The following is a 21,146-nucleotide window of genomic DNA, read 5'->3' as shown; positions in this document are numbered from 1 at the left end:
GAGGAACAAGCCATGACATCCACAATGCAAGCTGCCGTTGTCGAACAGTTCGGCAAGCCGTTGGTGCTGAAAGAACTGGATATTCCCACGCCGGGCGCTGGCCAGATTCTGGTCAAGACCGAAGCGTGCGGCGTATGCCACACCGATCTGCATGCCGCGAATGGCGACTGGCCGTTAAAGCCCGCGTTGCCGTTTACACCGGGCCATGAGGGCATCGGTATCGTCACTGCACTCGGCGCGGGTGTCACGGCCGTGAAGGAGGGCGACCGGGTGGGGGTCCCATGGCTCTACTCCGCTTGCGGACATTGTGAGTTTTGCCTTGCTGCGCGCGAGCCCGTGTGCGCCGAAGCGCAGTTTGGCGGCTATACGAAGAACGGCGGCTTCGCCGAATTCATCGTCGCTGATCCGAACTATGTCGCTCACATTCCAGCGCATCTGGCGGCCCGTGACGCGGCGCCCCTGATCTGCGCAGGAATCACTTCGTACAAGGGCATCAAGGAGACGCAGGCGCGACCCGGCGAATGGGTCGTGATCTCGGGCATCGGCGGCCTCGGGCATCTGGGTGTTCAGTATGCGAAGGCGATGGGCCTGCAGGTGTGTGCCGTCGATATCGATGACGGCAAGCTCGCGCATGCTAAACGCCTCGGCGCGGATGCCACGGTCAACGCGAAAGACGGCGATCCGATCGCCGCGGTGATCAAAGCCACGGGGGGCGGCGCGCACGGCGTGCTGATCACGGCGCCGTCGCTCGGGGCATTCAAGCAGGGCGTCGGCATGACACGCAAATGCGGCACCTGTGTGCTCGTTGGACTGCCACCCGGCGAGTTTCCGACACCGTTGTTCGATGTCGTGGCGAACTGCATCACGATTCGTGGCTCGTTCGTCGGTAATCGCGGCGACATGGCCGAAGCACTTGCCTTTGCCGCGGATGGGAAGGTGAAGGCCGATATCGAACTGCAGCCGCTCTCGGCGATCAACAATGTGTTTCAACGCCTCGCGCATGGCGATGTGCCGTCGCGCGTGGTGCTCGAATTCGCGAAGGCTTGAGGGGAGCGCGCCATGGTGGCTTCCGCATCCAGTCTTGCCCGGCTCGCCGACGTTCCGGGCGAGCCGGTCGCTGCGCTGCTGGCGCGCTACGGCGGCAGTCCATATGCGCTTGTGCAGATTCTGCGTGAAGCCCAGGTGCAACACGGCTGGCTGCCACGTCCTATGCTGGGTGATCTGTCCGACGGACTCGGCCTGACCCTCGCTCACGTTGAGGGTGTGGCGACGTTTTACCGCTTCTTTCATACCAGCCCGGTGGGCGATTACCGCGTGCTGTTTAGCGACAACATCACCGACCGAATGCTCGGTAACGTGTCGTTGCTCGACGATCTGTGTCAGCGGCTGGGCGTCGAACGCGGCAAGACGCGCGCCGACGGCCGCGTCAGTGTGGATTTCTGCTCCTGCACGGGTTTGTGCGATCAAGGGCCGTCGCTCCTGATCAATCACCATCAGGTGGTGACGCGGCTCGATGCTGCGCGTGTTGGGACGCTTGCCGGGCTGATCGAAGCAGGCGTGCCGCTGACCGACTGGCCGGCGGAATGGTCCCGCGTCAACGACCACGTCCGGCGCGCGGATGTTCTCCTCGGCACGTCACTCCATCCAGGTGAAGCCATTGCGGCCGCTCTGGCACGCGGCGTACCGGCTTTGTTCGGCGAGATGAAGCGTTCGAATCTCCGCGGACGCGGCGGCGCAGGCTTCGTCACTGGCATGAAATGGCAATTGTGCCGGGATGCGAAAGGCAGTGAACACTACATGGTGTGCAATGCCGATGAAGGCGAACCCGGCACGTTCAAGGATCGTGTGCTGCTGTCGCGCCATCCCGACATGGTTTTCGAAGGGATGACGATCGGAGCGCTCGCGATCGGTGCGCGGCATGGCATGCTCTATTTACGCGGCGAGTATCGCTACCTGCTGGAGCCGTTGCTCGACGTGCTGCAGCGCCGCCGCGACGCGCATCTGCTGGGCGCATCGATTCTGGGGCAAGCAGGTTTCGACTTCGACATCGACATTCACGTCGGTGCCGGTGCGTACGTGTGCGGGGAAGAGTCGTCGCTGATCGAGTCGCTGGAAGGCAAGCGCGGCACGCCGCGTATTCGTCCGCCTTTTCCCGCCGAGCGTGGCTACCTCGGACAGCCGACCGCAGTCGATAACGTCGAGACGCTCTGCGCCGCGACGCATATCGCGTTGAAAGGCGGCGCGTGGTGGGCGGCTATCGGCACGCCGAAATCCACCGGTACAAGCGTTCATTCCGTGTCGGGAGACTGTGATCGGCCGGGCATCTATGAGTATCCGATGGGCAGCAGCATCGATCGCATTCTGGATGATTGCGGCGCGCGCGACACCCAGGCGGTGCAAGTGGGCGGTCCATCCGGCAAGTGCCTGTCGGCGCTGGAGTTCGGCCGTCGCATTGCGTTCGAAGATGTGCCGACGGCAGGCGCATTCATGGTGTTCGACCGATCACGCGACATGTTCGAAGTAGCGCGCAACTACGCCGGTTTCTTCGCGGAAGAGAGTTGTGGATTCTGCACGCCGTGTCGTGTCGGCACCGCCCTAGTGGTCAAGACCATGGACAAAATCGCTGCTGGCCGAGGCTCGCGCCGCGACGTCGACGTGCTGTCCGACATCGACAGTCTGATGCACGGCACGACGCATTGTGGTCTGGGCGGCGCGGCTTGCAACGCGTTGCACGACACCATCGTCAAGTTCCGTCCCGCGTACGAGCGGCGCCTGACATCGCTACGGTTCGAGCCCGCCTTCGATCTCGATGCCGAACTGGCGGACACTCGCCGCATGACCGGGCGAGACGATGCGGCCGCGCCCGTGGAGAGTCCATCATGAGCACCCCCGTTCAAGCCGCCGCCACCTTCTCGCTCGATGGTGAAGACGTACCCTTCGAGCCTGGCGAAACGATTCTGCAGGCGGCACGGCGCGCGGGGCGTTATATCCCGCATTTGTGCTGGCATCCGGACTTTCATCCACAGGGGTCCTGCCGCGTGTGCACGGTGAAGGTCAAGGGCCGCGCAGGCTCGGCGTGCACCCTTCAGGCCGCCGCGGGCGAAGTGGTCGAAAGCAATACGGATGAACTCAACGCCGAGCGCAAGATGTTGCTGCAGATGCTATTCGTCGAAGGCAATCACTTTTGCCCGTCGTGCGAAAAGAGCGGCAACTGTCTGCTGCAGGCCACGGCCTACGAGATGAACATGGAAGACGTGCTATTCCAGGAGTTCTATCCGCGCCGTCCGATCGACGCCAGCCACGCTGACGTCATGATCGACTTCAATCGCTGCATCCTGTGCGAACTATGTGTGCGGGCGAGTCATGACATTGATGGTAAGGATATGTTCGCTATCGCCGGGCACGGCATCGGCATGCACCTGGTGGTCAATAGCATGAGCGGCTTGCTGGTCGATACCGACATGGCGCTCACGGACCGGGCCGCGAGCATCTGTCCGGTGGGCGCGATCCTGCCTAAACGGCGTGGCTTCGTGATCCCGATCGGGGAGCGCCGCTACGATCCTCATACGGCCGCGGATGTGGACACACAGGAGGCCTCATGAGCACGCTCGTGAATGTCGACACAGCCCATCAGCCGCGCAAGTGGAAGGTCGCGACGGTGTCGCTGGCGGGGTGCTTCGGCTGCCACACGTCGTTCCTCGATATCGACGAGCGCCTGCTGGAGTTGATCGAGCACGTCGAGTTCGACCGCTCACCGCTGACGGACATCAAGGAAGTCGGCAGGTGCGACATCGGACTGATCGAAGGAGGGGTCTGCAATGCCGAGAATGTGCTGGTGCTGCGCGCGTTTCGCGCCAACTGCAAGACACTGGTGGCGATGGGTGCCTGTGCAATCAACGGCGGTCTGCCGGCCGAGCGCAACCGTTTCGATCTGGTCGATGTGCTCAATGAGGTCTATCACGATCGTCCTGGCTTGAGCGAGGGCAGTGCGATTCCAAACGACCCCGAACTGCCGCCGCTGCTCCCGCAAGTGCGGCCGATCCACGCGGTCGTGCATGTGGACTATTTCCTGCCCGGTTGCCCGCCCTCGGCGGATGCGTTCTGGAGCTTTCTGAACGACCTGATGGCCGGGCGCACGCCGCACCTGACCCACGCACTGATGCACTACGACTGAGTGCCGGAGACTGAACCGCCATGAGCTTCGACCTCGAGACTGCCGCCAACCCACAAGGCCTGCGCCGGATAGCGATCGACCCGGTATCGCGTGTGGAAGGCCACGGCAAGGTGACGATCCTGCTCGACGAAGAGCGGCACGTTCAGCAGGTGCGCTTGCACATCGTCGAATTCCGTGGCTTCGAAAAGTTCATCGAAGGCCGCCCCTACTGGGAAGTCCCGGTGATGGTGCAGCGTCTTTGCGGGATCTGCCCGGTATCGCATCAACTGGCCGCATGCAAGGCGATGGACCTCGTCGTGGGCGCGCAGCCCATTACCCGCAGTGCCGAGAAGATCCGCAGGCTGATGCACTACGGCCAGGTGATGCAATCGCATGCGCTGCATTTCTTCTACCTGGCGTCGCCCGACCTGCTGTTCGGCTTCGACTCGGACGTAAACCTGCGCAACATTGTGGGGGTGGCACAGGCGCATCCCGACATCGCCAGAAAAGGCATCCTGTTGCGCAAGTTCGGTCAGGAGCTGATTCGTGTGACTTCGGGCAAACGTATCCATGGCACCGGTTCGATACCGGGCGGCATGAACAAGCACGTTAGCCAGGCTGACCGCGACATGCTCCGCAAGGACGCGGACCAGATGATCGAGTGGGCGGCCGAAGCCGTGGACGTCGTCAAGCAGTTGCACGCGCAAAACCGCGTGCTTTACGACAGTTTCGCCAGCTTCCCCTCGAAGATGCTGTCACTCGTGCGCGCGGATGGCGCCATGGACCTCTACGACGGCGTGCTGCGCGCTCGCGATGCCGACGGCCAGACCATCCTCGACGGCGTGAACGACCAGCGCTACATGGACCTGATTGAGGAAGAGACACGACCGTGGACCTACATGAAGTTTCCGCATCTGCGCAGCATCGGACGCGAAACCGGCTGGTATCGGGTCGGGCCGCTCGCACGTGTGCAGAACTGCGACTTCATTCCCAGTCCTTTGGCGGAGGCGCAGCGCAAGGAGTTCGTCGACTGGGGCAGGGGATCGCTGGTTCATGCGACGCTTGCCTACCACTGGGCGCGCATGATCGAGGTGCTCCACACGGTGGAGATAATCAGGGATCTGCTGGATGATCCGGACATCCTGCAAGGCGATCTGATGGCGACTGGAGCGCGTCGGGGCGGAGGCGTCGGCATGATCGAAGCACCGCGCGGCACGCTGATTCATGATTACCGCGTGGGTCCCGACGATCTCGTCACGATGTGCAATCTGATCGTCTCCACGACGCACAATAACCAGGCGATGAACGAGGCCGTGCGCTCGGTTGCGCGCGAGTATCTGGACGGCAAGGAGTTGACCGAAGGGTTGCTCAACCGCATCGAGGTAGCCATCCGCGCCTTCGATCCGTGCCTCTCGTGCGCCACACATGCATTGGGCAAGATGCCGCTGGACGTGGTGCTGTTAAACGCCAACGGTGAACTGGCGGACCATGTCACGCGGTCGGCCGATGGCGAACTTGCCCGCAATCTGGTCGCACCGATCGGGGCAGAGGGATGACGGCCCCGCTGCTGGTGTTTGGTTGGGGCAATGCGAGCCGCGGCGACGACGCGCTCGGGCCTTTGTTCGTGCAACAACTGAGCGCGCTCGCCGGATCCTCTGTTGGCATCCGCGTGGACTTTCTGGAGGACTACCAGTTGCAGATCGAGCATGCACTTGACCTGACGGGCCGCGAGCGGGTGCTGTTTGTCGACGCCAGTCTGAATTGCGCCGCACCGTTCGAAGTGACTACGCTCCATGCCGCACGCGACGCGAGTTTCACCACCCACGCCATGTCGGCGCAATCTGTGATGCAGGTCTATCGCGAGCTTTCCGGCATGGCGCCGCCTCCGTGCACGTTGCTGGCGATTCGCGGCACAGGGTTTGAACTCGGTGAGCCGCCGGGAAGGCAGGCGCTCATCCATCTTTCGCAGGCCCTCGTTTGGGGTCAACACTGGCTTGATGGCAACGCTGTACTTGAGCCGCTCACGCAACAGGCTTCTCATGCATGAACTCAGCCTCGCCGGCGGCATTTTGCGGATGATCGAAGCCACGGCTTCACGGGAGCATTTCCTGCGGGTCGCGCAACTGCGTCTCGAAGTCGGTGCGCTGGCAGGTGTCGAGCCGCAGGCGCTGCGCTTCGCGCTGAGCGCCATCATGCCCGGCACGTGTCTCGCGGGCGGCGAGATCATGATTGACGAGACCCCTGGCCTTGCGCGCTGCCTGGACTGCGACGCCAGCGTGGAAATTGCCAGCCATCTCGACTCGTGTTCGCGATGCGGCGGCTATGCCTTGCAAGCAACCGGAGGCACCGACCTGCGTATCGTCGACCTCCTTGTGATGAACGATTGAACGTATCTGGAGAGAATCATGTGCATCGTATGCGGCTGCAACGCCGAGTCGAATCCCGGAGTTCATTCTGGCGCCGCCGAGGCTGAGATAACCGGCGTGAGCGCCTCCAACGGTGACCTGCACTATGGGACAGGTGCCGCCGGTTCGTCCGTACCGGGCCTTAGCCAGGCACGTGTGATCCATATGGAAGCCGACGTGCTGGGTGAAAACAAGCGTTTCGCGAGCCAGAATCGGGCTCATTTCTCGGCACACGGTGTCACCGCGTTCAATCTCGTATCCAGCCCCGGCTCGGGTAAGACCACGCTGCTTTGTGCCAGTATCAACGCCCTCATAAAGAGTCGCCGAGCAGTTAGCGTTGCGGTTATCGAGGGCGATCAGCAAACCAGCGTCGACGCCGAGCGAATTCGCGCCACCGGTGTGCCGGCCATTCAGGTCAACACGGGGCGGGGTTGCCACCTGGATGCTCAGATGGTCGGCGATGCTTTTTCCCGCCTCGACCTACACGCCGCCGCGCATCACGGCGATACATCGCGCGCGATCCTGTTCATCGAAAACGTCGGCAACCTCGTTTGCCCTGCGCTTTGGGACCTGGGCGAGGCCGCTAAGGTGGTCGTGCTTTCGGTGACCGAGGGTGAAGACAAACCGCTCAAGTACCCCGATATGTTCGCGGCCGCCTCGTTGATGATCATCAACAAGATCGATCTGATGCCGTACGTCAACTTCAACGTGGCCCGTTGCATCCAGTATGCGCAGAGGGTGAACCCGTTGATCGAGGTGCTGCTCGTCTCGGCGACCCGCGGCGACGGTATGGATGACTGGCTTGTCTGGCTGCTGCCGCCGCACGGTGCAGGATTTCGTCGCGCCATGCCGGGACGGGTGCAGCATGGGCGCAAGCTGGCTCCGCCTGCGCGCGTTGCAAGCTCCACGCCGTGAGCCACGTTGCCTCGTTGCCGAAAGCGGCGCCTGCGCGGGTGCTGGCCTGCGGCGCCTACCTCAAGAACACAGCGTGTCTGATCGAGGGACGGCGGGTCGTGTGGTCGGCCTCGCACGGCGACCTGGTCAATGCCGCCAACCGCGAGGCGTTGGACCACTCAGTCGAGGCGTTGCTTGGCGAGGCGTCCGGCCCGTTTGATGCTATCGCGCATGACTTGCACCCGGACATGCACAGCAGCCACGTTGCGTGTGCGCTCGCCGACCGCCTGGGTATTCCGGCGATCGCCGTGCAGCACCATCATGCGCACATCGCGGTGGTGCAGGCCGAATAGGCCGTCGAGGGACCCGTCATCGGTCTCGCGCTGGATGGCGTTGGGCTGGGTGACGATGGTGGCGCATGGGGAGGCGAAGTGCTTTGGGTCGACTCATATGCTTCAGCGCAGCGCTGGCGTCGAATTGATCATCTCGCGCCCATTTTGTTGGCGGGTGGGGACACTGCGGCGCGCGAGCCTTGGCGTATGGCCGCCGCCGTGCTGCATGGGCTCGGTCGCGGCGACGAAATTGAAGCCAGGTTTGGACCGTTGGTCGGCGCGCAAGCAGCCCGTCTCGTGCGTACGCTGATGGAGCGTCAGGTCAACAGCCCCAGCACCACCAGCGCCGGCCGCTGGTTCGATGCGGCGGCGGGCGCGCTGCGGCTCTGTCTGCATCAACGCGTCGAGGCGGAAGCCGCCATGTTGCTCGAGCAGCATGCGAGTCAATGGCTGGAGGCGCACCCGGAATTCGACCAGCCCTGGACGTCGCTCGACCTCGCGCCTTTAGTCGCAGAATTTTTCGCCGTTGAAGAGGGTGATCTCGAGCAGACCGCACGCGGCGCAGCGCGCTTTCATCTGGGGCTGGTGAACGGTATGGCCGATAGCGCCATCGCAGCGGCGCGCCGGTATGGCACGCGAACCGTGGTTTTTGGTGGTGGTTGCTTCTTCAACAAGGTGCTCAGCGAGCGCCTGAGCGCGACCCTGTCGGACGCGGGTTTGGCTGTTTTGCGGCCGGACAGCGTGGGATGCGGCGATGCCGGTCTGGCTCTCGGTCAGGCATGGGTCGCAGCCTGTACCGTCGAAGCCGCACTTATGAATCTCTCCACAGTCGAGGTCTGATATGTGCCTTGCCCTGCCTGCCCGTGTGGTCGCTTTATTGGATCTCGAGACGGCGACCATCGATCTTGGCGGCATCCGTAAAAAGATCTCGATTGCGTTAGTGCCCGAGGTTCAAGTCGGCGACTATGTGATCGTTCATGTGGGTCACGCCATCGGCATGCTCGACCCTGAAGAGGCAGAGGCGACACTCAAATTATTTGCGGAGCTCGCGGCATGAAATATGTCGACGAATTTCGCGACCGCGAGCTGGCGGCCAACCTCGCCGCCAACATCCAAGGCGAAGCCGAGCCATCGAGGCACTATCGCTTCATGGAGTTTTGCGGTGGCCATACCCATGCCATTGCCCGCTACGGTGTCGCGGATCTGCTGCCGCAGAACGTGCAGATGATTCATGGGCCGGGCTGTCCCGTATGCGTGCTGCCGGTGGGGCGGGTGGACATGGCCATCCGCCTCGCGCTGGAATGCAAGGTGATGTTATGCACTTATGGCGACGTGATGCGGGTGCCGGCGTCGGACGGTTTGTCGCTGATCCGCGCCAAAGCGCTAGGCGCCGACATCCGCATTGTCTATTCACCGCTCGACGCGCTGAGGCTCGCCATCGATAACCCGCAGCGCGAAGTCGTTTTTCTCGCCATCGGATTCGAGACCACCACGCCGCCGAGCGCGCTCGCGATCCGCCAGGCGGCGCAGCAGTCGTTGCAGAACTTCAGCGTGTTGTGCTGCCATGTGCTGACACCGCCCGCCATCATGCACATTCTCGACGCTGCCGATGTGCCTGAAGAAGGAGGCGTGACGATTGATGGCTTCGTCGGCCCCGCGCATGTGAGCGTCGTGATCGGCTCGCTTCCTTATGAGCGCTTCGCGGCGGTGCATCGCAAGCCGGTCGTGATCGCGGGGTTCGAGCCGCTGGATGTGATGCAGGCCATCCTCATGCTGGTACGTCAGGTGAACGAAGGCCGCGCGGAGATAGAAAACGAGTTCACGCGTGCGGTGAGCCGGAGCGGCAATACGTTGGCTCAGACCGTGACCGCGGAGATATTCGATTTGCGCGTGTCGTTCGAATGGCGTGGTCTGGGTGAGGTTGGCGCGAGCGCCTTGAGAATTCGTTCAGCATACGAAACGTTTGACGCCGAGCGGCGTTTCGATCTGACTTACCGGCCTGTGCCTGATCACAAACAGTGCGAATGCGGTGCAATTTTGCGCGGCGTGAAGAAGCCTACGGACTGCAAGCTGTTCGGCGCGATCTGTACGCCAGAAAATCCTATGGGATCGTGCATGGTGTCGAGTGAAGGCTCGTGCGCTGCGCACTATTCCTATGGCAGGTTCCGCGACATTCCCGTTGTGGCGACCTGAAATGACCTGGCACGACGTCATGCCCCTTCGACAGATGGCGGAGTCATGAACACACCGAAACGGCACTACGCGCGGCCTCTGGATCTGAAACACGGCCGGATCGACATGAATCATGGGGCCGGCGGACGACTGTCGATGCAACTCATCGAGGAACTCTTCGTACGCGCGTTCGACAACGAATTTTTGCGGCAAGGGAACGATGGCGCGTTGCTGCCGATGATCGCAGGCCGGCGCCTGGTGATGGCCACCGACGCACACGTGATCTCGCCTCTGTTCTTTCCGGGCGGCGATATAGGTTGTCTCGCCGTCAACGGCACACTCAATGATGTGGCGATGCTTGCCGCGACGCCGCTTTACCTGAGCGTCAGTTTCATTCTTGAGGAAGGTCTGTTGTTATCGGATCTGAAGCGTATCGTGGATTCGATGGCCCGCGCGGCGATCGATGCCGGTGTACCCATCGTCACGGGCGATACCAAGGTTGTCGAGCAGGGAAAGGGCGACGGCGTTTTTATCTGCACGACGGGCGTCGGTGTTTTATGCGACGGACCTTCGGTTGGCGGCGAATGCGCCCGAACCGGGGATGCGGTCTTGCTGTCCGGGACGATTGGTGACCACGGCATTGCGGTGTTGTCTTTGCGCGAATCGTTGGAGTTCGAGACCACCATCGAATCCGATACGGCCGCTTTGCATACACTGGTTGCGGCGATGCTGGCAGCCGTGCCCACGGGTGCCATTCACGTCCTGCGGGATCCCACGCGCGGCGGTCTCGCCACCACCCTCAACGAAATTGCACGACAGTCAGGAGTGGGCATGATACTGCAAGAGTCGGCTATTCCGATTCTGCCCCAGGTTGAAGCGGCGTGTGAGTTGCTAGGCCTCGATCCGCTCTATATCGCCAATGAAGGGAAGCTGGTGGCCATTGTTGCGCGAGACTCGGCGGCTGCATTGCTGGAGGCGATGAAGGCTCATCCGTTGGGTAAGGGGGCCACGTGTATCGGCTACGTTACCGAAGACTCCAATCGATTTGTTCAGATGAACACAAGCGTGGGCGGCCAGCGCGTGGTTGACTGGCTGAGCGGAGAGCCTATGCCGCGCTTTTGCTGACACCGCTTGGGCGTCGTCGGAAGAACCGGCGAACGCACGAAACATACATCAAGGGGAAAGGGCAACAGAAATACCGGTGCTTCGCAGTCTGACGTGACAAACCATTTATGCGCTACCACGATGAAAATGTCTGTATTCAGAACGCTGAGTGTGCTTGCGTTCCTAGGTGGGCTTGCTGCTCCAGTTCCGAGCCACGCCCATGCGATCGATCCACAACTCGACTGTAAATCGAGTGCGCACGGATTTATCGCTTCGCTTCTTGACGATCAGTCTATCGATCCAAAGCCAATGCGCATTGAAGCGAATTCCGTTAATGCGTTCCGACCAGTGCATGGTGGCAACCTGACGGCATTCGGATTTCATGTCTATGCAGTCTTCGGCTATGAGCAGGGCGATCCGATGTTCAAACAAGGAAGCGGTGAGCCCATGACCACATCAACGTATGGTGTGGTGGTGAGCGGCGCCGCCGAGTCAGTGGAGGCGTTCGCACGACAGGCCGGCAGCGACGCCGGCATCCGGGAAATTGTGCCCCTTCTTCTTACCGCCGTTTTCTGCAACTGGCATTGAGGCGAGGACTATCCGGTACGGCACCGTACCGATTTCCCTCCCAATTGAGTGCACCGTATTCTTTGCTTTCGTGAAACTACTGGAACAGGATAGTTCCGATCAGCCGTTCAATGCGGAAGTCTTGATTGATCATAAGGACGTGGTGTATCGCTCGTCCCTATCTATCGACAGGGAGCGGCTTTCGCATCGAATGGAGACCGTTGTGAAGCACATCGACCCTTATAACTTCGGACTCGACAAGAATGGCGCGAACTACGTTCCGCTGTCGCCGCTGAGCTTCATCGAAAGAGCTGCGCTGGTTTATCCGGATCACATCGCCGTGATTCATGGGGAATGGCAAATCAGCTGGAAGGAATGCTACGACCGTTGCCGGCGTCTGGCATCGGCGCTCAGGAAACGCGGTATCGGGGTCGGCGACACAGTTGCGCTGATGGCGCCTAACGTGCCAGCCATGTACGAGGCACATTTTGCTGTGCCGATGATCGGCGCCGTGTTGAATACCCTGAATACCCGCCTTGACGCGGAAGCTATCGGTTTCATGCTGCAGCACGGCGAGGCGAAGGTCATCATCACCGACCGCGAATATTCCGCGATTATGGAGCGCGCTCTGCCGATGCTCGAAGAGCGGCCGCTCGTCATCGATATCGACGACCCTGAGTATCAGGGTGGCAAGCTTCTTGGCGAAAAAGATTATGAAGCATTCCTGCTCGAAGGGGATGCGAACTTCGAGTGGTCGCTGCCCGGAGACGAATGGGATGCGATTGCGCTCAACTACACCTCCGGCACCACCGGCAACCCCAAGGGCGTGGTTTACCACCATCGTGGCGCGTACCTGAATGCGGTGTCGAACATCCTCTCTTTGGGCATGCCGCATCACTCGGTCTATCTATGGACGCTGCCCATGTTTCACTGTAACGGCTGGTGCTATCCGTGGACTATGGCGGCGAATGCTGGGACCAACGTGTGTCTACGCCGCGTGGACGCGAAGGCGATTTTTGATGCGATCAAGATGCACAGGGTGACGCATTTCTGTGCGGCACCGATCGTGCATAGCATGCTCATAAGCGCGCCGGATGAAATGCGCGCCGGTATCGAGCAGAAGGTTAGCGGCTGTATTGCAGGCGCCGCACCGCCAGCCTCGGTCATCGAGGGGATGGAGCGGATAGGTTTCGACATTACCCACGTGTACGGCCTGACAGAGACCTACGGTCCCGCCGCCATATGCGCGAAACAGGAAGGGTGGAGCAAACTGCCCCTGGAACAACGCGCAGAACTCAATGGCCGCCAGGGTGTGCGGGCGCCCATGCAGGAGGGCATGACGGTGCTGGATCCGGCGACTATGCAGCCCGTGCCGTGGGACGGTCAGACGATTGGCGAAATCATGTTCCGCGGCAATCCGATCATGAAGGGATATCTAAAGAATCCCAATGAGACAGAGAAGGAGTTCGCCGGCGGCTGGTTCCATAGTGGCGATTTGGCGGTGGTCGACTCCGACGGTTACGTCAAGATCAAGGACCGCTCCAAGGACGTGATCATTTCGGGCGGTGAAAACATTTCGTCGCTCGAGGTAGAGGATGTTCTCTATCGCCATGCCGCGGTGATCGGCGCTGCGGTAGTGGCACGACCCGACGAAAAATGGGGAGAGGTAGCGTGCGCCTTTGTCGAACTCAAGGAAGGCGGACTGGTTACCGAACTGGAACTCATCGAGTTCTGCCGCGAACGCATGGCCCGCTTCAAGGTGCCGAAGAAAATCGTCTTCGGCCCATTGGCAAGAACGGGGGCCGGCAAGATCCAGAAATTCGTTTTGCGTGAACAGGCCAAAGCGCTCTAAAGAACTGACACCCGCCACTGCAGTGAGCGAACCATGAAGATACTCGTTACCGTTAAACGCGTCCTTGATTCCAATGTCAAGGTTCACGTGAACGCAGACGGAAGCGGTGTGGACCTCGCCAACGTCAAAATGTCGATGAACCCATTCGACGAGATCGCCGTCGAGGAGGCGGTGCGGCTGAAAGAAGCGGGGATTGCGACGGAGGTGATCGCGGTGTCGTGCGGCGTTGCGAAATGCCAGGAGACGCTGCGTACCGCTCTCGCGATTGGCGCGGATCGAGCCATTCTGGTGGATACAGATGTCGAACTTCAACCGCTGGCCGTCGCCAAACTGGTGAAGGCGCTAGTTGAGAAGGAACAGCCGCAACTGGTCTTCTGCGGCAAACAGGCGATCGACGATGATGCCAATCAGACCGGCCAGATGCTGGCGGCGCTAATGGGCTGGGGTCAGGCCACGTTTGCCTCGAAGGTCGTCGTCGCGGATAACACGGCTACGGTCACGCGCGAGATAGATGGCGGCCTGGAGACGCTGGAGCTCGAGCTCCCTGTTGTCGTCACCACCGATCTGCGGCTGAACGAACCGCGCTATGCGACCTTGCCCAACATCATGAAGGCGAAGAAAAAAACGCTCGATACGCTCACGCCCGAATCGCTCGGGGTGGACGTCACGCCCCGGCTGGACACCCTGACGATAGTTGAACCACTCAAGCGCGTTGCCGGCATTCGCGTAGCAGATGTCAGGCAGTTGATCGACAAGCTCAAGAACGAAGCGAAGGTGATCTGAATGGCTATCCTCGTAATCGCGGAGCACGACCACGTGTCGATCAAGGGTGCGACGCTAAACGCCATCGCTGCGGCGAAGCAGATCGGCGGCGATGTCCATGTGCTGGTGGCAGGCAGCGATTGTGCTGCCGCGGCACAGGCAGCGGCAAAGATCGATGGCGTCGAGAGGGTGCGCGTGGCCGACGCCACGCACTATGTCGGCCAGACCGCTGAAAACGTCGCCGCCCTGGTCATTGCCAATGCCGACGGTTACACCCACATTCTGGCGGCCGCCACTACTTTCGGAAAGAACATGCTGCCGCGAGTAGCTGCGCTGCTGGACGTCGCGCAGATTTCCGACATCGTTGCCGTGAAGTCCGCCGACACTTTTGTGCGGCCGATATACGCCGGCAATGCTTTGGCCACGGTCAGGTCCCGCGACGCAGTGAAAGTGATTACGGTGCGCAGCACAGGGTTTGACGCTGCCGGTCCAGGTGGCGTCGCGACAGTCGAATCCCTAACAGCCAGTCCCGATCTCGGCCTGTCGAAACTGACAAGCCGCGAACTAACCAAGTCGGAGCGGCCTGAACTCGGTGACGCAAAAATCATCGTCTCCGGTGGCCGGGGCTTAGGCAACGGCGAGAACTATCACCGGCTACTCGAACCCCTGGCCGACAAGCTGGGGGCGGCGCTAGGAGCCTCGCGCGCCGCAGTGGACGCCGGCTTCGTGCCTAACGACTATCAGGTCGGTCAAACCGGCAAGATTGTGGCGCCCGATCTTTACATAGCAGTCGGCATCTCCGGTGCAATCCAGCACCTTGCCGGCATGAAGGACTCAAAGGTGATCGTCGCTATCAACAAGGATGGCGACGCACCGATCTTCCAGGTGGCGGATTATGGCCTGGTGGCCGATTTGTTCGAGGCGTTGCCCGAACTCTGCGGCTTGCTCGACTGAACCCGGACGGGCTCGCTGCGAAGGACACAAACATGACAACTTACGTGGCACCGACGCGCGACATGCTGTTCGTGATGAACGAGCTGGCTGACCTTGCCGAAGTCGCAGCGTTGCCCGGTAATGAAGAAGCGACGCCCGACCTTGTGGAAGCGATTCTGGACGAGGCGGCCAGGTTTGCGACGGAGGTGCTTGCACCCATTAACGCTCAAGGCGACCGCCAGGGCTGCACGTGCAAGGACGGACACGTCACGACCGCGGACGGGTTCAAGGCGGCCTACAGCAAGTTCGTCGAAAGTGGCTGGAACGCGATGCCGTGCAGCCCGGACTTCGGCGGCCAAGGCCTGCCGTCTTTGGTATCCACGGCGGTGCTCGAAATGTGGAAGGCGTCCAACATGGCATTTTCACTTTGCCAGATGCTGACCCTCGGCGCGGTGGCGGCCATCGCGCATCACGGCTCCGAGCGGGACAAGCAGCGTTACCTGCCGAAGATGGTGTCGGGCGAATGGACCGGCACGATGAATCTCACAGAATCGCAAGCCGGCTCTGATCTCTCCGCTGTCCGCACCAAGGCTGCACCTGAAGGGGACCACTACCGCATTAGCGGCACGAAGATCTTTATCACGTGGGGTGAGCACGACATGGCGGAAAACATCATCCACATGGTGCTCGCACGCCTGCCAGATGCGCCCGAGGGTACGAAGGGGATCTCACTCTTCGTGGTCCCCAAATTTCTGGTGAACGCCGACGGCAGCCTGGGCGAGCGCAACGATCTCATCTGCGCGTCGATCGAGCACAAGATGGGTATCCACGGCAGTCCGACCGCGGTCATGGCGTTCGGCGAGAACGGGGGCGCCACGGGCTACCTGGTGGGCGAAGCGAACCGAGGTCTTGGGTGCATGTTCACCATGATGAATCATGCGCGTCTCAATGTGGGCCTCGAAGGCGTGGCAATTTCCGAGCGTGCCTATCAGCAGGCGCTTGGCTATGCACGCGAGCGCATTCAAAGTCGCCCCATCGGCGCGACGAGTGGCGCTCCGGTGGCAATCATCCAGCACCCGGACGTCCGGCGGATGCTGATGGACATGAAAGCGCGAATTGAAGCCATGCGCGCACTGGCTTATTTCGTCGCTGCCCAGATGGACAAGGCGCAATCTCATCCCGACGCAGCTGAGCGGCAGAAGTGCCAGGCCATGACGGACCTTCTGACACCCGTTGTCAAAGGGTGGTGTACGGAAAATGCCGTCAACATCACTTCCACCGGGATTCAGGTGCACGGTGGCGTCGGATTCATCGAGGAAACAGGCGCCTGTCAGCACATGCGCGATGCGCGCATCACGACGATCTACGAGGGTACGACCGGGATTCAGGCTAACGACCTGATCGGGAGAAAGGTAGCGCGCGACCAGGGGGCCGCCGTCCACCTCCTGTTAGGCGAGATGAATGCGACCCTGGTCGCCCTCGAAGCTGCCGGTGACAAGGACCTTCGCGTCATCGCCGGATCGCTGCAAGGCGGCACAGTGGCCCTCGAGACCGCAACCGGATGGCTGCTGTCGATCTACGAGCGCGACCCTGCAAGTGCTGCGGCCGGCGCGGTGCCTTATCTGAAGCTCTTCGGCTCGGTGACGGGGGGCTGGCTCATGGCCCGCGCAGCGTTGGTCGCAACGGCGAAGCAGGCGACTTCCGAGGGCGACTTCTACCGAGCCAAGAAAGTCACTGCACGATTTTATGCCGAACACGTCTTGCCCGAGGTGCAGGCTTTCCGCGCGGCAATCGTCGACGGTGCCGGCTCAGTTCTCGCACTGGACGAGTCCCTGTTCTGAGCGAATCGCAATTTACAGGAGTAAGGCTATGAACGAGCTCAACGGCTATGACATTGAAGACCTCTCGGTCGACATGACTGCGACTTTCTCCAAGACGATTACCGAAGCGGACATCGTGCTGTTTGCCGGTGTGTCGGGCGATAACAACGCCTTGCATATTAACGAAGAGTTTGCCGCTACCACGTCCTTCGGCGGGCGTATCGCACACGGCTTTCTGACCGCCAGCGTGATCTCGGCCGCCATCGCCAACAAGTTGCCCGGACCGGGAACGATCTACTTGCGCCAGACGCTGATGTTCCGCGCTCCGGTGCGCCCAGGCGATACGGTGCACGCCACGGTTCGTGTGAAGGAGGTGCTGCATGAAAAGCGCCGCGTGGTCCTTGAGACGATGTGCCGCGTGCGCGGCGCTGTTGTCGTCGACGGCGAGGCGCTGGTCATGGTCACGTCAGGCGAAGGACGTTTGGCTTTGGCGCGGGAGCATCGAATCACGCAGACCCCACAAAACGATCGGGTGTTGCCGTCTGAGGAGCGGCAGATGCCGGAAATCACGGCCTGAAGCATGACCAACGGGGCAGCGATCAATGCTGACGCGTCGATCATACCCATTCACTGGAGACAAGCATGGCAACTGAAATCAACCCCCTCGCCGAGATGACGAGGATGATGCAGGAATTCAAGGTCCCGGGGCTAGATATGGCGCCGATCATCGAGTCGAGGCGCAAGGACATGACTGCCCTCGTTGAGGCCAGCGAGGCCGCCCAGGTGGCGATGCAGGCGCTCGTGCGCAAGCAGGCCGAGATCGTGACCGAGGCAATACAGGGGATCCAGGAATCTGCCAAAGCCCTGGTTGCCAGCGGCGCCAGCGCCCCGGACCCTGCCAGGCAGGCAGCGTTGGTAAGCGACGCTTATCAGAAGGCGCTCGCCGATATGAAGGACCTTGCGGAGATGGCGCGCAAGTCGCAGGTAGACGCAATGGCCATCATCACGAAGCGGGGCACAGACAGTCTGGCAGAAACGAAAAAGCTGATGCAGGCCAGATAGCGGCAGGGGTATGGATACGCCTCGGCTGCAGAGGCCGCTGCGTATTCTGACGCAATGGAGAACTCAATGACATCGCCTTCCCAGGTTCCAGACGAATTTGTCCAGGGGTTCATCAAGTCAGGGCAGAGCCTGTGGCAGGCTATGGTGTATCCAGCCGTCTAGAAGTGGAGTGATGAGCATGTTGCGAGATTTGAATCATCTTCACGGACGCACTGTCGTTGCACGCGATGGCGACATCGGCAGTGTGCAGGATATCTATTTCGATGACGAGGCGTGGGGTGTGCGCTATCTTGTGATCGATACAGGAGACTGGACCCCCGAAGGGCAGGTGTTGATTTCACCGTACTCGGTCGACCGCGCCGAACTATCCGCCGATATTGTCCGCGTCGATCTGACGCGCCAACAGGTGAAAGACAGCCCGAGTATCGATACGCACAAACCGGTTTCGCGTCAGCACGAAGCCGAATACTTGCGGTACTACGGCTTTCCGCTGTATTGGGGCGGCCCCAACCTGTGGGGAATGGGGCAGTACCCCGTGCCGGGTTTCATCGGTGCAGCGCCGATTCCAGCGGATGTGCGTCAGCAACTTTCGCTGTACGGCGACAAACCACCGGGAGATGTCCATCTGCGCAGCGCGAGTCATGTTGAGCGCTACGCCGTTGAGGCCTTAGACGGCAGTATCGGGCACGTTCGCGGGTTTATTTTCGACGACGAGGCATGGGTCATTCGCTATTTCGTTGTCGACACGCGCGCCTGGTGGCCGGGCGGTAAGGAGGTGCTGCTGGCGACGCACTGGATCGACGACATCGACTGGTTTGCCTCTTCCGTCTCGACGTCGCTAACCCGGGAGGCCATCAAGGCCAGTCCAGACTACGATGAGTCAATCCTGATCGACCGTGCTTATGAAGCCAGACTCCACGACTTTTATCGAAAGAGCGGCTATTGGACCGAAGAGAAGGGTAGCGGTCCGGCGAGAAGTGCTGCTGATAGGTAGCTCCGCAAGATCCGGCAGAGGCGAATCGAACTTGCAATGTGGCACTCCACGAGCCGACAGGGTCGGGCGTGGCGCGGTGCCCGCGAACACCAGCGGGATTAAGGCGGTACGCCGACGAAGGTGTCCACTCGAGAATTGATACGGTTACGATTCAGCAGCCCATCGCACTTACGCGCTATCGCCGCTCACCGACGATGTCGTCCAGTACCGGGACGGCCGCTAGAGTAAGCAGTACTCCAGCGAGCGGCAGAGTCGACAGAAAGCCGAAATGCTTGAAGCCCACCGCGCCGACCAGTCCGCCAACGAAGAACATACCAAGCAACGACGACAGCAGTGCGAGCTTGCGCCTGTCAGCACGGACATCGGGCATAGCCATGCCGACGAAGTTCCAGTAGACCAGCTTTCCAAGTTCGATGCCGATATCGGTAACGAGACCTGTCACATGGGTCGTACGGATCTCGGCCCTCGATATCTTGGTAATGATCGCATTCTGAAGTCCCATTACGAAGCAAAGCACGCCGACTGTGGCTGATACGAACAGTAGACGATGATGCCCAAGCGTCGAGCCGATTAGGCCAAAACACAGAAGGAGGGCAGCTTCCAGCAACAAAGGCGTCGCATATACGCTTTGCGCGCGCCGGCGCCGGCCCCAGTTGATCAGGATGGCGGAAGTGGCCGCACCGAACAGAAACGCGACCAACGCGCTCAGCCCCGCCGCCACCAGGCCGATTTCGCCCAGCGCGAGGTTATCGGCCATGGAGGACACGATGCCCGTCATGTGCGAGGTATATTGTCCGACAGCTAGAAAACCACCAGCGTTCGCCGCACCAGCGACGAATGCCAGCCAGCGCCCCAGGCGTCGATTGTTTGCATCGGTCCGCTCCGGACTTGCGAATCCGCGAAGATAGTTGATAGGCATGGCAAGTAGAAAATGACCTTAGTGTTCGGTTGGAGACCGATTAGCCGTCATATGGACGAAGGGCCTCGTGCGTAGGCTTTGCCCGACGTGGGGCTCAAGGTGGCCAAAATGGCAGGCGCTGAAAAGCGGCGTTATCGGCAGCGGTGACGTGAATGACAACCACATTTACGCCTTCAAAATTTTTTAGCACTAGCAATTCTGACCTGAGATCGTTCCGTCGGATGTTTTTATTCATTTTGCCGGTGCGACCCGGTCTTTAGCTGACGCTCGTGACACTCGCCGCCCGGTCACAGTGCATTCGAATCAGGTAGCAGCAGTAGCCGGTCGAGCCCGGCTTACCGCGCGTAGCACTCGCATACACGCTTTTCGAAGGCGTGACGATCCAGCTCTTCGGCAACTCACCCTTCGGAATTCGGGAGCGAGTCGGTACGCCTCGCCTGATTTCTCGCGCCGGTACGCCACCGTACCGACTTCTGGTCACATCGCGAGCACCGTCATCGCAAGCCCCCTGCGTTTCTCCGTCACCACGATCGAAACAGTTTCGCGTGACAGGCTTCCCAGACCGATTTGCGCGTTATCCCCATTCCGCCCGGAGCGGCCAACCGTATGATCGAGACGACCATACGGATTGCCTTGTCATGCCCGCTGCAGCAGGGGCGCCGCGACTAGCGCAATGCACCTGTCAAGCACGCACGAAAGCGTGCAAGGGACACAAAATGTCAACCATCGATTCGATTCTGGAGGAGCCGCAGGCCTTCCTTCCTCACGCCAGTGTGGCAGCTTACGCCGCGATCTCTGGTATGGACGCCTACCGAGCGTTGGTCGCTGAGGCTGAACGCGATTACGCCGGATTCTGGGCGCGCCATGCGCGCGAGACGCTCGAGTGGAAAACGCCGTTTTCCACGGTTCTCGATGAATCCCGCGCGCCGTTCTATGAATGGTTCAACGACGGCACCCTCAACGCGTCCTACAACTGCCTCGACCGCCACGTCGAAGCCGGCAACGGCGAGCACGTCGCGGTGATCTTTGAAGCCGACGATGGCACCGTCACGCATGTCACCTACCGGCAGTTGCTCGAACGGGTGTGTCGTTTCGCCAATGCCTTGCGCAGCCGCGGCGTAAAGAAAGGCGACCGCGTGGTGATCTACATGCCGATGTCGATTGAAGGCATCGTCGC

The 21,146-nt window shown here is 60.9% G+C and carries 23 protein-coding genes; 22 read left to right on the top strand and 1 reads right to left on the bottom strand.

Going from position 1 to position 21,146, the window contains the following annotated elements:
• The first annotated feature begins 12 nt into the window (after positions 1-12).
• The 21 genes from HHL24_RS37660 (at position 13) to HHL24_RS37565 (ending at position 19,050) form a co-directional block, all read left to right on the top strand.
• A complete protein-coding gene (locus HHL24_RS37660; protein WP_169490385.1) occupies positions 13-1,047 on the top strand; it encodes a zinc-dependent alcohol dehydrogenase in 1,035 nt (344 codons plus the stop codon).
• A 12-nt stretch (positions 1,048-1,059) separates the two neighbouring features.
• The gene (locus HHL24_RS37655; RefSeq protein WP_169490384.1) at positions 1,060-2,883 is read left to right on the top strand and encodes an NAD(P)H-dependent oxidoreductase subunit E; all 1,824 of its coding nucleotides are present in this window, start codon (positions 1,060-1,062) and stop codon (positions 2,881-2,883) included.
• Positions 2,880-3,602, top strand: a complete 723-nt coding sequence (locus HHL24_RS37650) for a 2Fe-2S iron-sulfur cluster-binding protein (protein ID WP_169490383.1) — start codon at positions 2,880-2,882, stop codon at positions 3,600-3,602. The genes HHL24_RS37655 and HHL24_RS37650 overlap by 4 nt, the downstream gene beginning before the upstream one ends.
• Entirely contained in the window at positions 3,599-4,174 is a 576-nt protein-coding gene (locus HHL24_RS37645) for an NADH-quinone oxidoreductase subunit B family protein (RefSeq protein ID WP_169490382.1), read from the top strand. Before HHL24_RS37650 ends, HHL24_RS37645 begins: the two co-directional genes overlap by 4 nt.
• 20 nt (positions 4,175-4,194) lie before the next feature.
• A complete protein-coding gene (locus HHL24_RS37640) occupies positions 4,195-5,709 on the top strand; it encodes a Ni/Fe hydrogenase subunit alpha (protein WP_169490381.1) in 1,515 nt (504 codons plus the stop codon).
• Positions 5,706-6,200 (top strand): hydrogenase maturation protease, encoded by a 495-nt coding sequence (locus tag HHL24_RS37635; protein ID WP_169490380.1) that lies wholly within the window; start codon positions 5,706-5,708, stop codon positions 6,198-6,200. The genes HHL24_RS37640 and HHL24_RS37635 overlap by 4 nt, the downstream gene beginning before the upstream one ends.
• Entirely contained in the window at positions 6,193-6,540 is a 348-nt protein-coding gene (locus HHL24_RS37630; RefSeq protein ID WP_169490414.1) for a hydrogenase maturation nickel metallochaperone HypA/HybF, read from the top strand. Before HHL24_RS37635 ends, HHL24_RS37630 begins: the two co-directional genes overlap by 8 nt.
• Before the next feature lie 18 nt (positions 6,541-6,558).
• Positions 6,559-7,473, top strand: a complete 915-nt coding sequence (gene hypB / locus HHL24_RS37625) for a hydrogenase nickel incorporation protein HypB (protein ID WP_169490379.1) — start codon at positions 6,559-6,561, stop codon at positions 7,471-7,473.
• Positions 7,470-7,805: a hypothetical protein gene (locus HHL24_RS44900; protein WP_329606805.1), complete on the top strand. Its 336-nt coding sequence runs from the start codon at positions 7,470-7,472 to the stop codon at positions 7,803-7,805. Before hypB ends, HHL24_RS44900 begins: the two co-directional genes overlap by 4 nt.
• Positions 7,806-7,823: 18 nt before the next feature.
• Positions 7,824-8,624 carry a Kae1-like domain-containing protein gene (locus HHL24_RS44895; protein WP_407947550.1) on the top strand — a complete coding sequence of 267 codons (801 nt, stop codon included), beginning with the start codon at positions 7,824-7,826 and terminating at the stop codon, positions 8,622-8,624.
• A gap of 1 nt (position 8,625) precedes the next feature.
• Complete coding sequence (locus tag HHL24_RS37615; protein WP_169490378.1) at positions 8,626-8,841, top strand: HypC/HybG/HupF family hydrogenase formation chaperone; 216 nt, start codon at positions 8,626-8,628, stop codon at positions 8,839-8,841.
• Entirely contained in the window at positions 8,838-9,977 is a 1,140-nt protein-coding gene (hypD, locus tag HHL24_RS37610) for a hydrogenase formation protein HypD (protein ID WP_169490377.1), read from the top strand. Before HHL24_RS37615 ends, hypD begins: the two co-directional genes overlap by 4 nt.
• Before the next feature lie 45 nt (positions 9,978-10,022).
• Positions 10,023-11,081 (top strand): hydrogenase expression/formation protein HypE, encoded by a 1,059-nt coding sequence (hypE, locus tag HHL24_RS37605; RefSeq protein WP_169490376.1) that lies wholly within the window; start codon positions 10,023-10,025, stop codon positions 11,079-11,081.
• A gap of 120 nt (positions 11,082-11,201) precedes the next feature.
• Positions 11,202-11,648 carry a hypothetical protein gene (locus HHL24_RS37600; protein WP_169490375.1) on the top strand — a complete coding sequence of 149 codons (447 nt, stop codon included), beginning with the start codon at positions 11,202-11,204 and terminating at the stop codon, positions 11,646-11,648.
• Positions 11,649-11,838: 190 nt separating this feature from the next.
• A complete protein-coding gene (locus tag HHL24_RS37595; protein ID WP_169490413.1) occupies positions 11,839-13,479 on the top strand; it encodes an acyl-CoA synthetase in 1,641 nt (546 codons plus the stop codon).
• Between the two features lie 33 nt (positions 13,480-13,512).
• On the top strand, positions 13,513-14,262 hold the full coding sequence (locus HHL24_RS37590) for an electron transfer flavoprotein subunit beta/FixA family protein (RefSeq protein ID WP_169490374.1): 750 nt from the start codon (positions 13,513-13,515) through the stop codon (positions 14,260-14,262).
• Complete coding sequence (locus HHL24_RS37585; RefSeq protein WP_169490373.1) at positions 14,263-15,195, top strand: electron transfer flavoprotein subunit alpha/FixB family protein; 933 nt, start codon at positions 14,263-14,265, stop codon at positions 15,193-15,195.
• A 32-nt stretch (positions 15,196-15,227) separates the two neighbouring features.
• Positions 15,228-17,015 (top strand): acyl-CoA dehydrogenase, encoded by a 1,788-nt coding sequence (locus tag HHL24_RS37580; RefSeq protein WP_169490372.1) that lies wholly within the window; start codon positions 15,228-15,230, stop codon positions 17,013-17,015.
• A gap of 28 nt (positions 17,016-17,043) precedes the next feature.
• Entirely contained in the window at positions 17,044-17,571 is a 528-nt protein-coding gene (locus HHL24_RS37575; protein ID WP_169490371.1) for a MaoC family dehydratase, read from the top strand.
• A gap of 65 nt (positions 17,572-17,636) precedes the next feature.
• Positions 17,637-18,056, top strand: coding sequence for a TIGR01841 family phasin (phaP, locus tag HHL24_RS37570; RefSeq protein WP_169490370.1), 420 nt, complete (start codon positions 17,637-17,639; stop codon positions 18,054-18,056).
• Positions 18,057-18,234: 178 nt separating this feature from the next.
• Positions 18,235-19,050 (top strand): PRC-barrel domain-containing protein, encoded by an 816-nt coding sequence (locus HHL24_RS37565; RefSeq protein ID WP_169490369.1) that lies wholly within the window; start codon positions 18,235-18,237, stop codon positions 19,048-19,050.
• Between the two features lie 175 nt (positions 19,051-19,225).
• On the opposite strand, the gene HHL24_RS37560 is transcribed toward HHL24_RS37565, so the two are convergent.
• A complete protein-coding gene (locus tag HHL24_RS37560) occupies positions 19,226-19,969 on the bottom strand; it encodes a YoaK family protein (RefSeq protein WP_169490368.1) in 744 nt (247 codons plus the stop codon).
• Between the two features lie 716 nt (positions 19,970-20,685).
• Between HHL24_RS37560 and HHL24_RS37555 the strand changes: the two genes are divergently transcribed.
• Positions 20,686-21,146, top strand: a 461-nt coding sequence (locus HHL24_RS37555) for an acetyl-coenzyme A synthetase N-terminal domain-containing protein (protein WP_169490412.1), incomplete at its 3' end; no start/stop codon positions are given.

The organism is Paraburkholderia polaris, from assembly GCF_012927345.1.
Taxonomy (GTDB): domain Bacteria; phylum Pseudomonadota; class Gammaproteobacteria; order Burkholderiales; family Burkholderiaceae; genus Paraburkholderia; species Paraburkholderia polaris.
The sequence above is the reverse complement of the archived record's forward strand: the minus strand, read 5'-3'. Positions and strand labels throughout refer to the sequence as shown.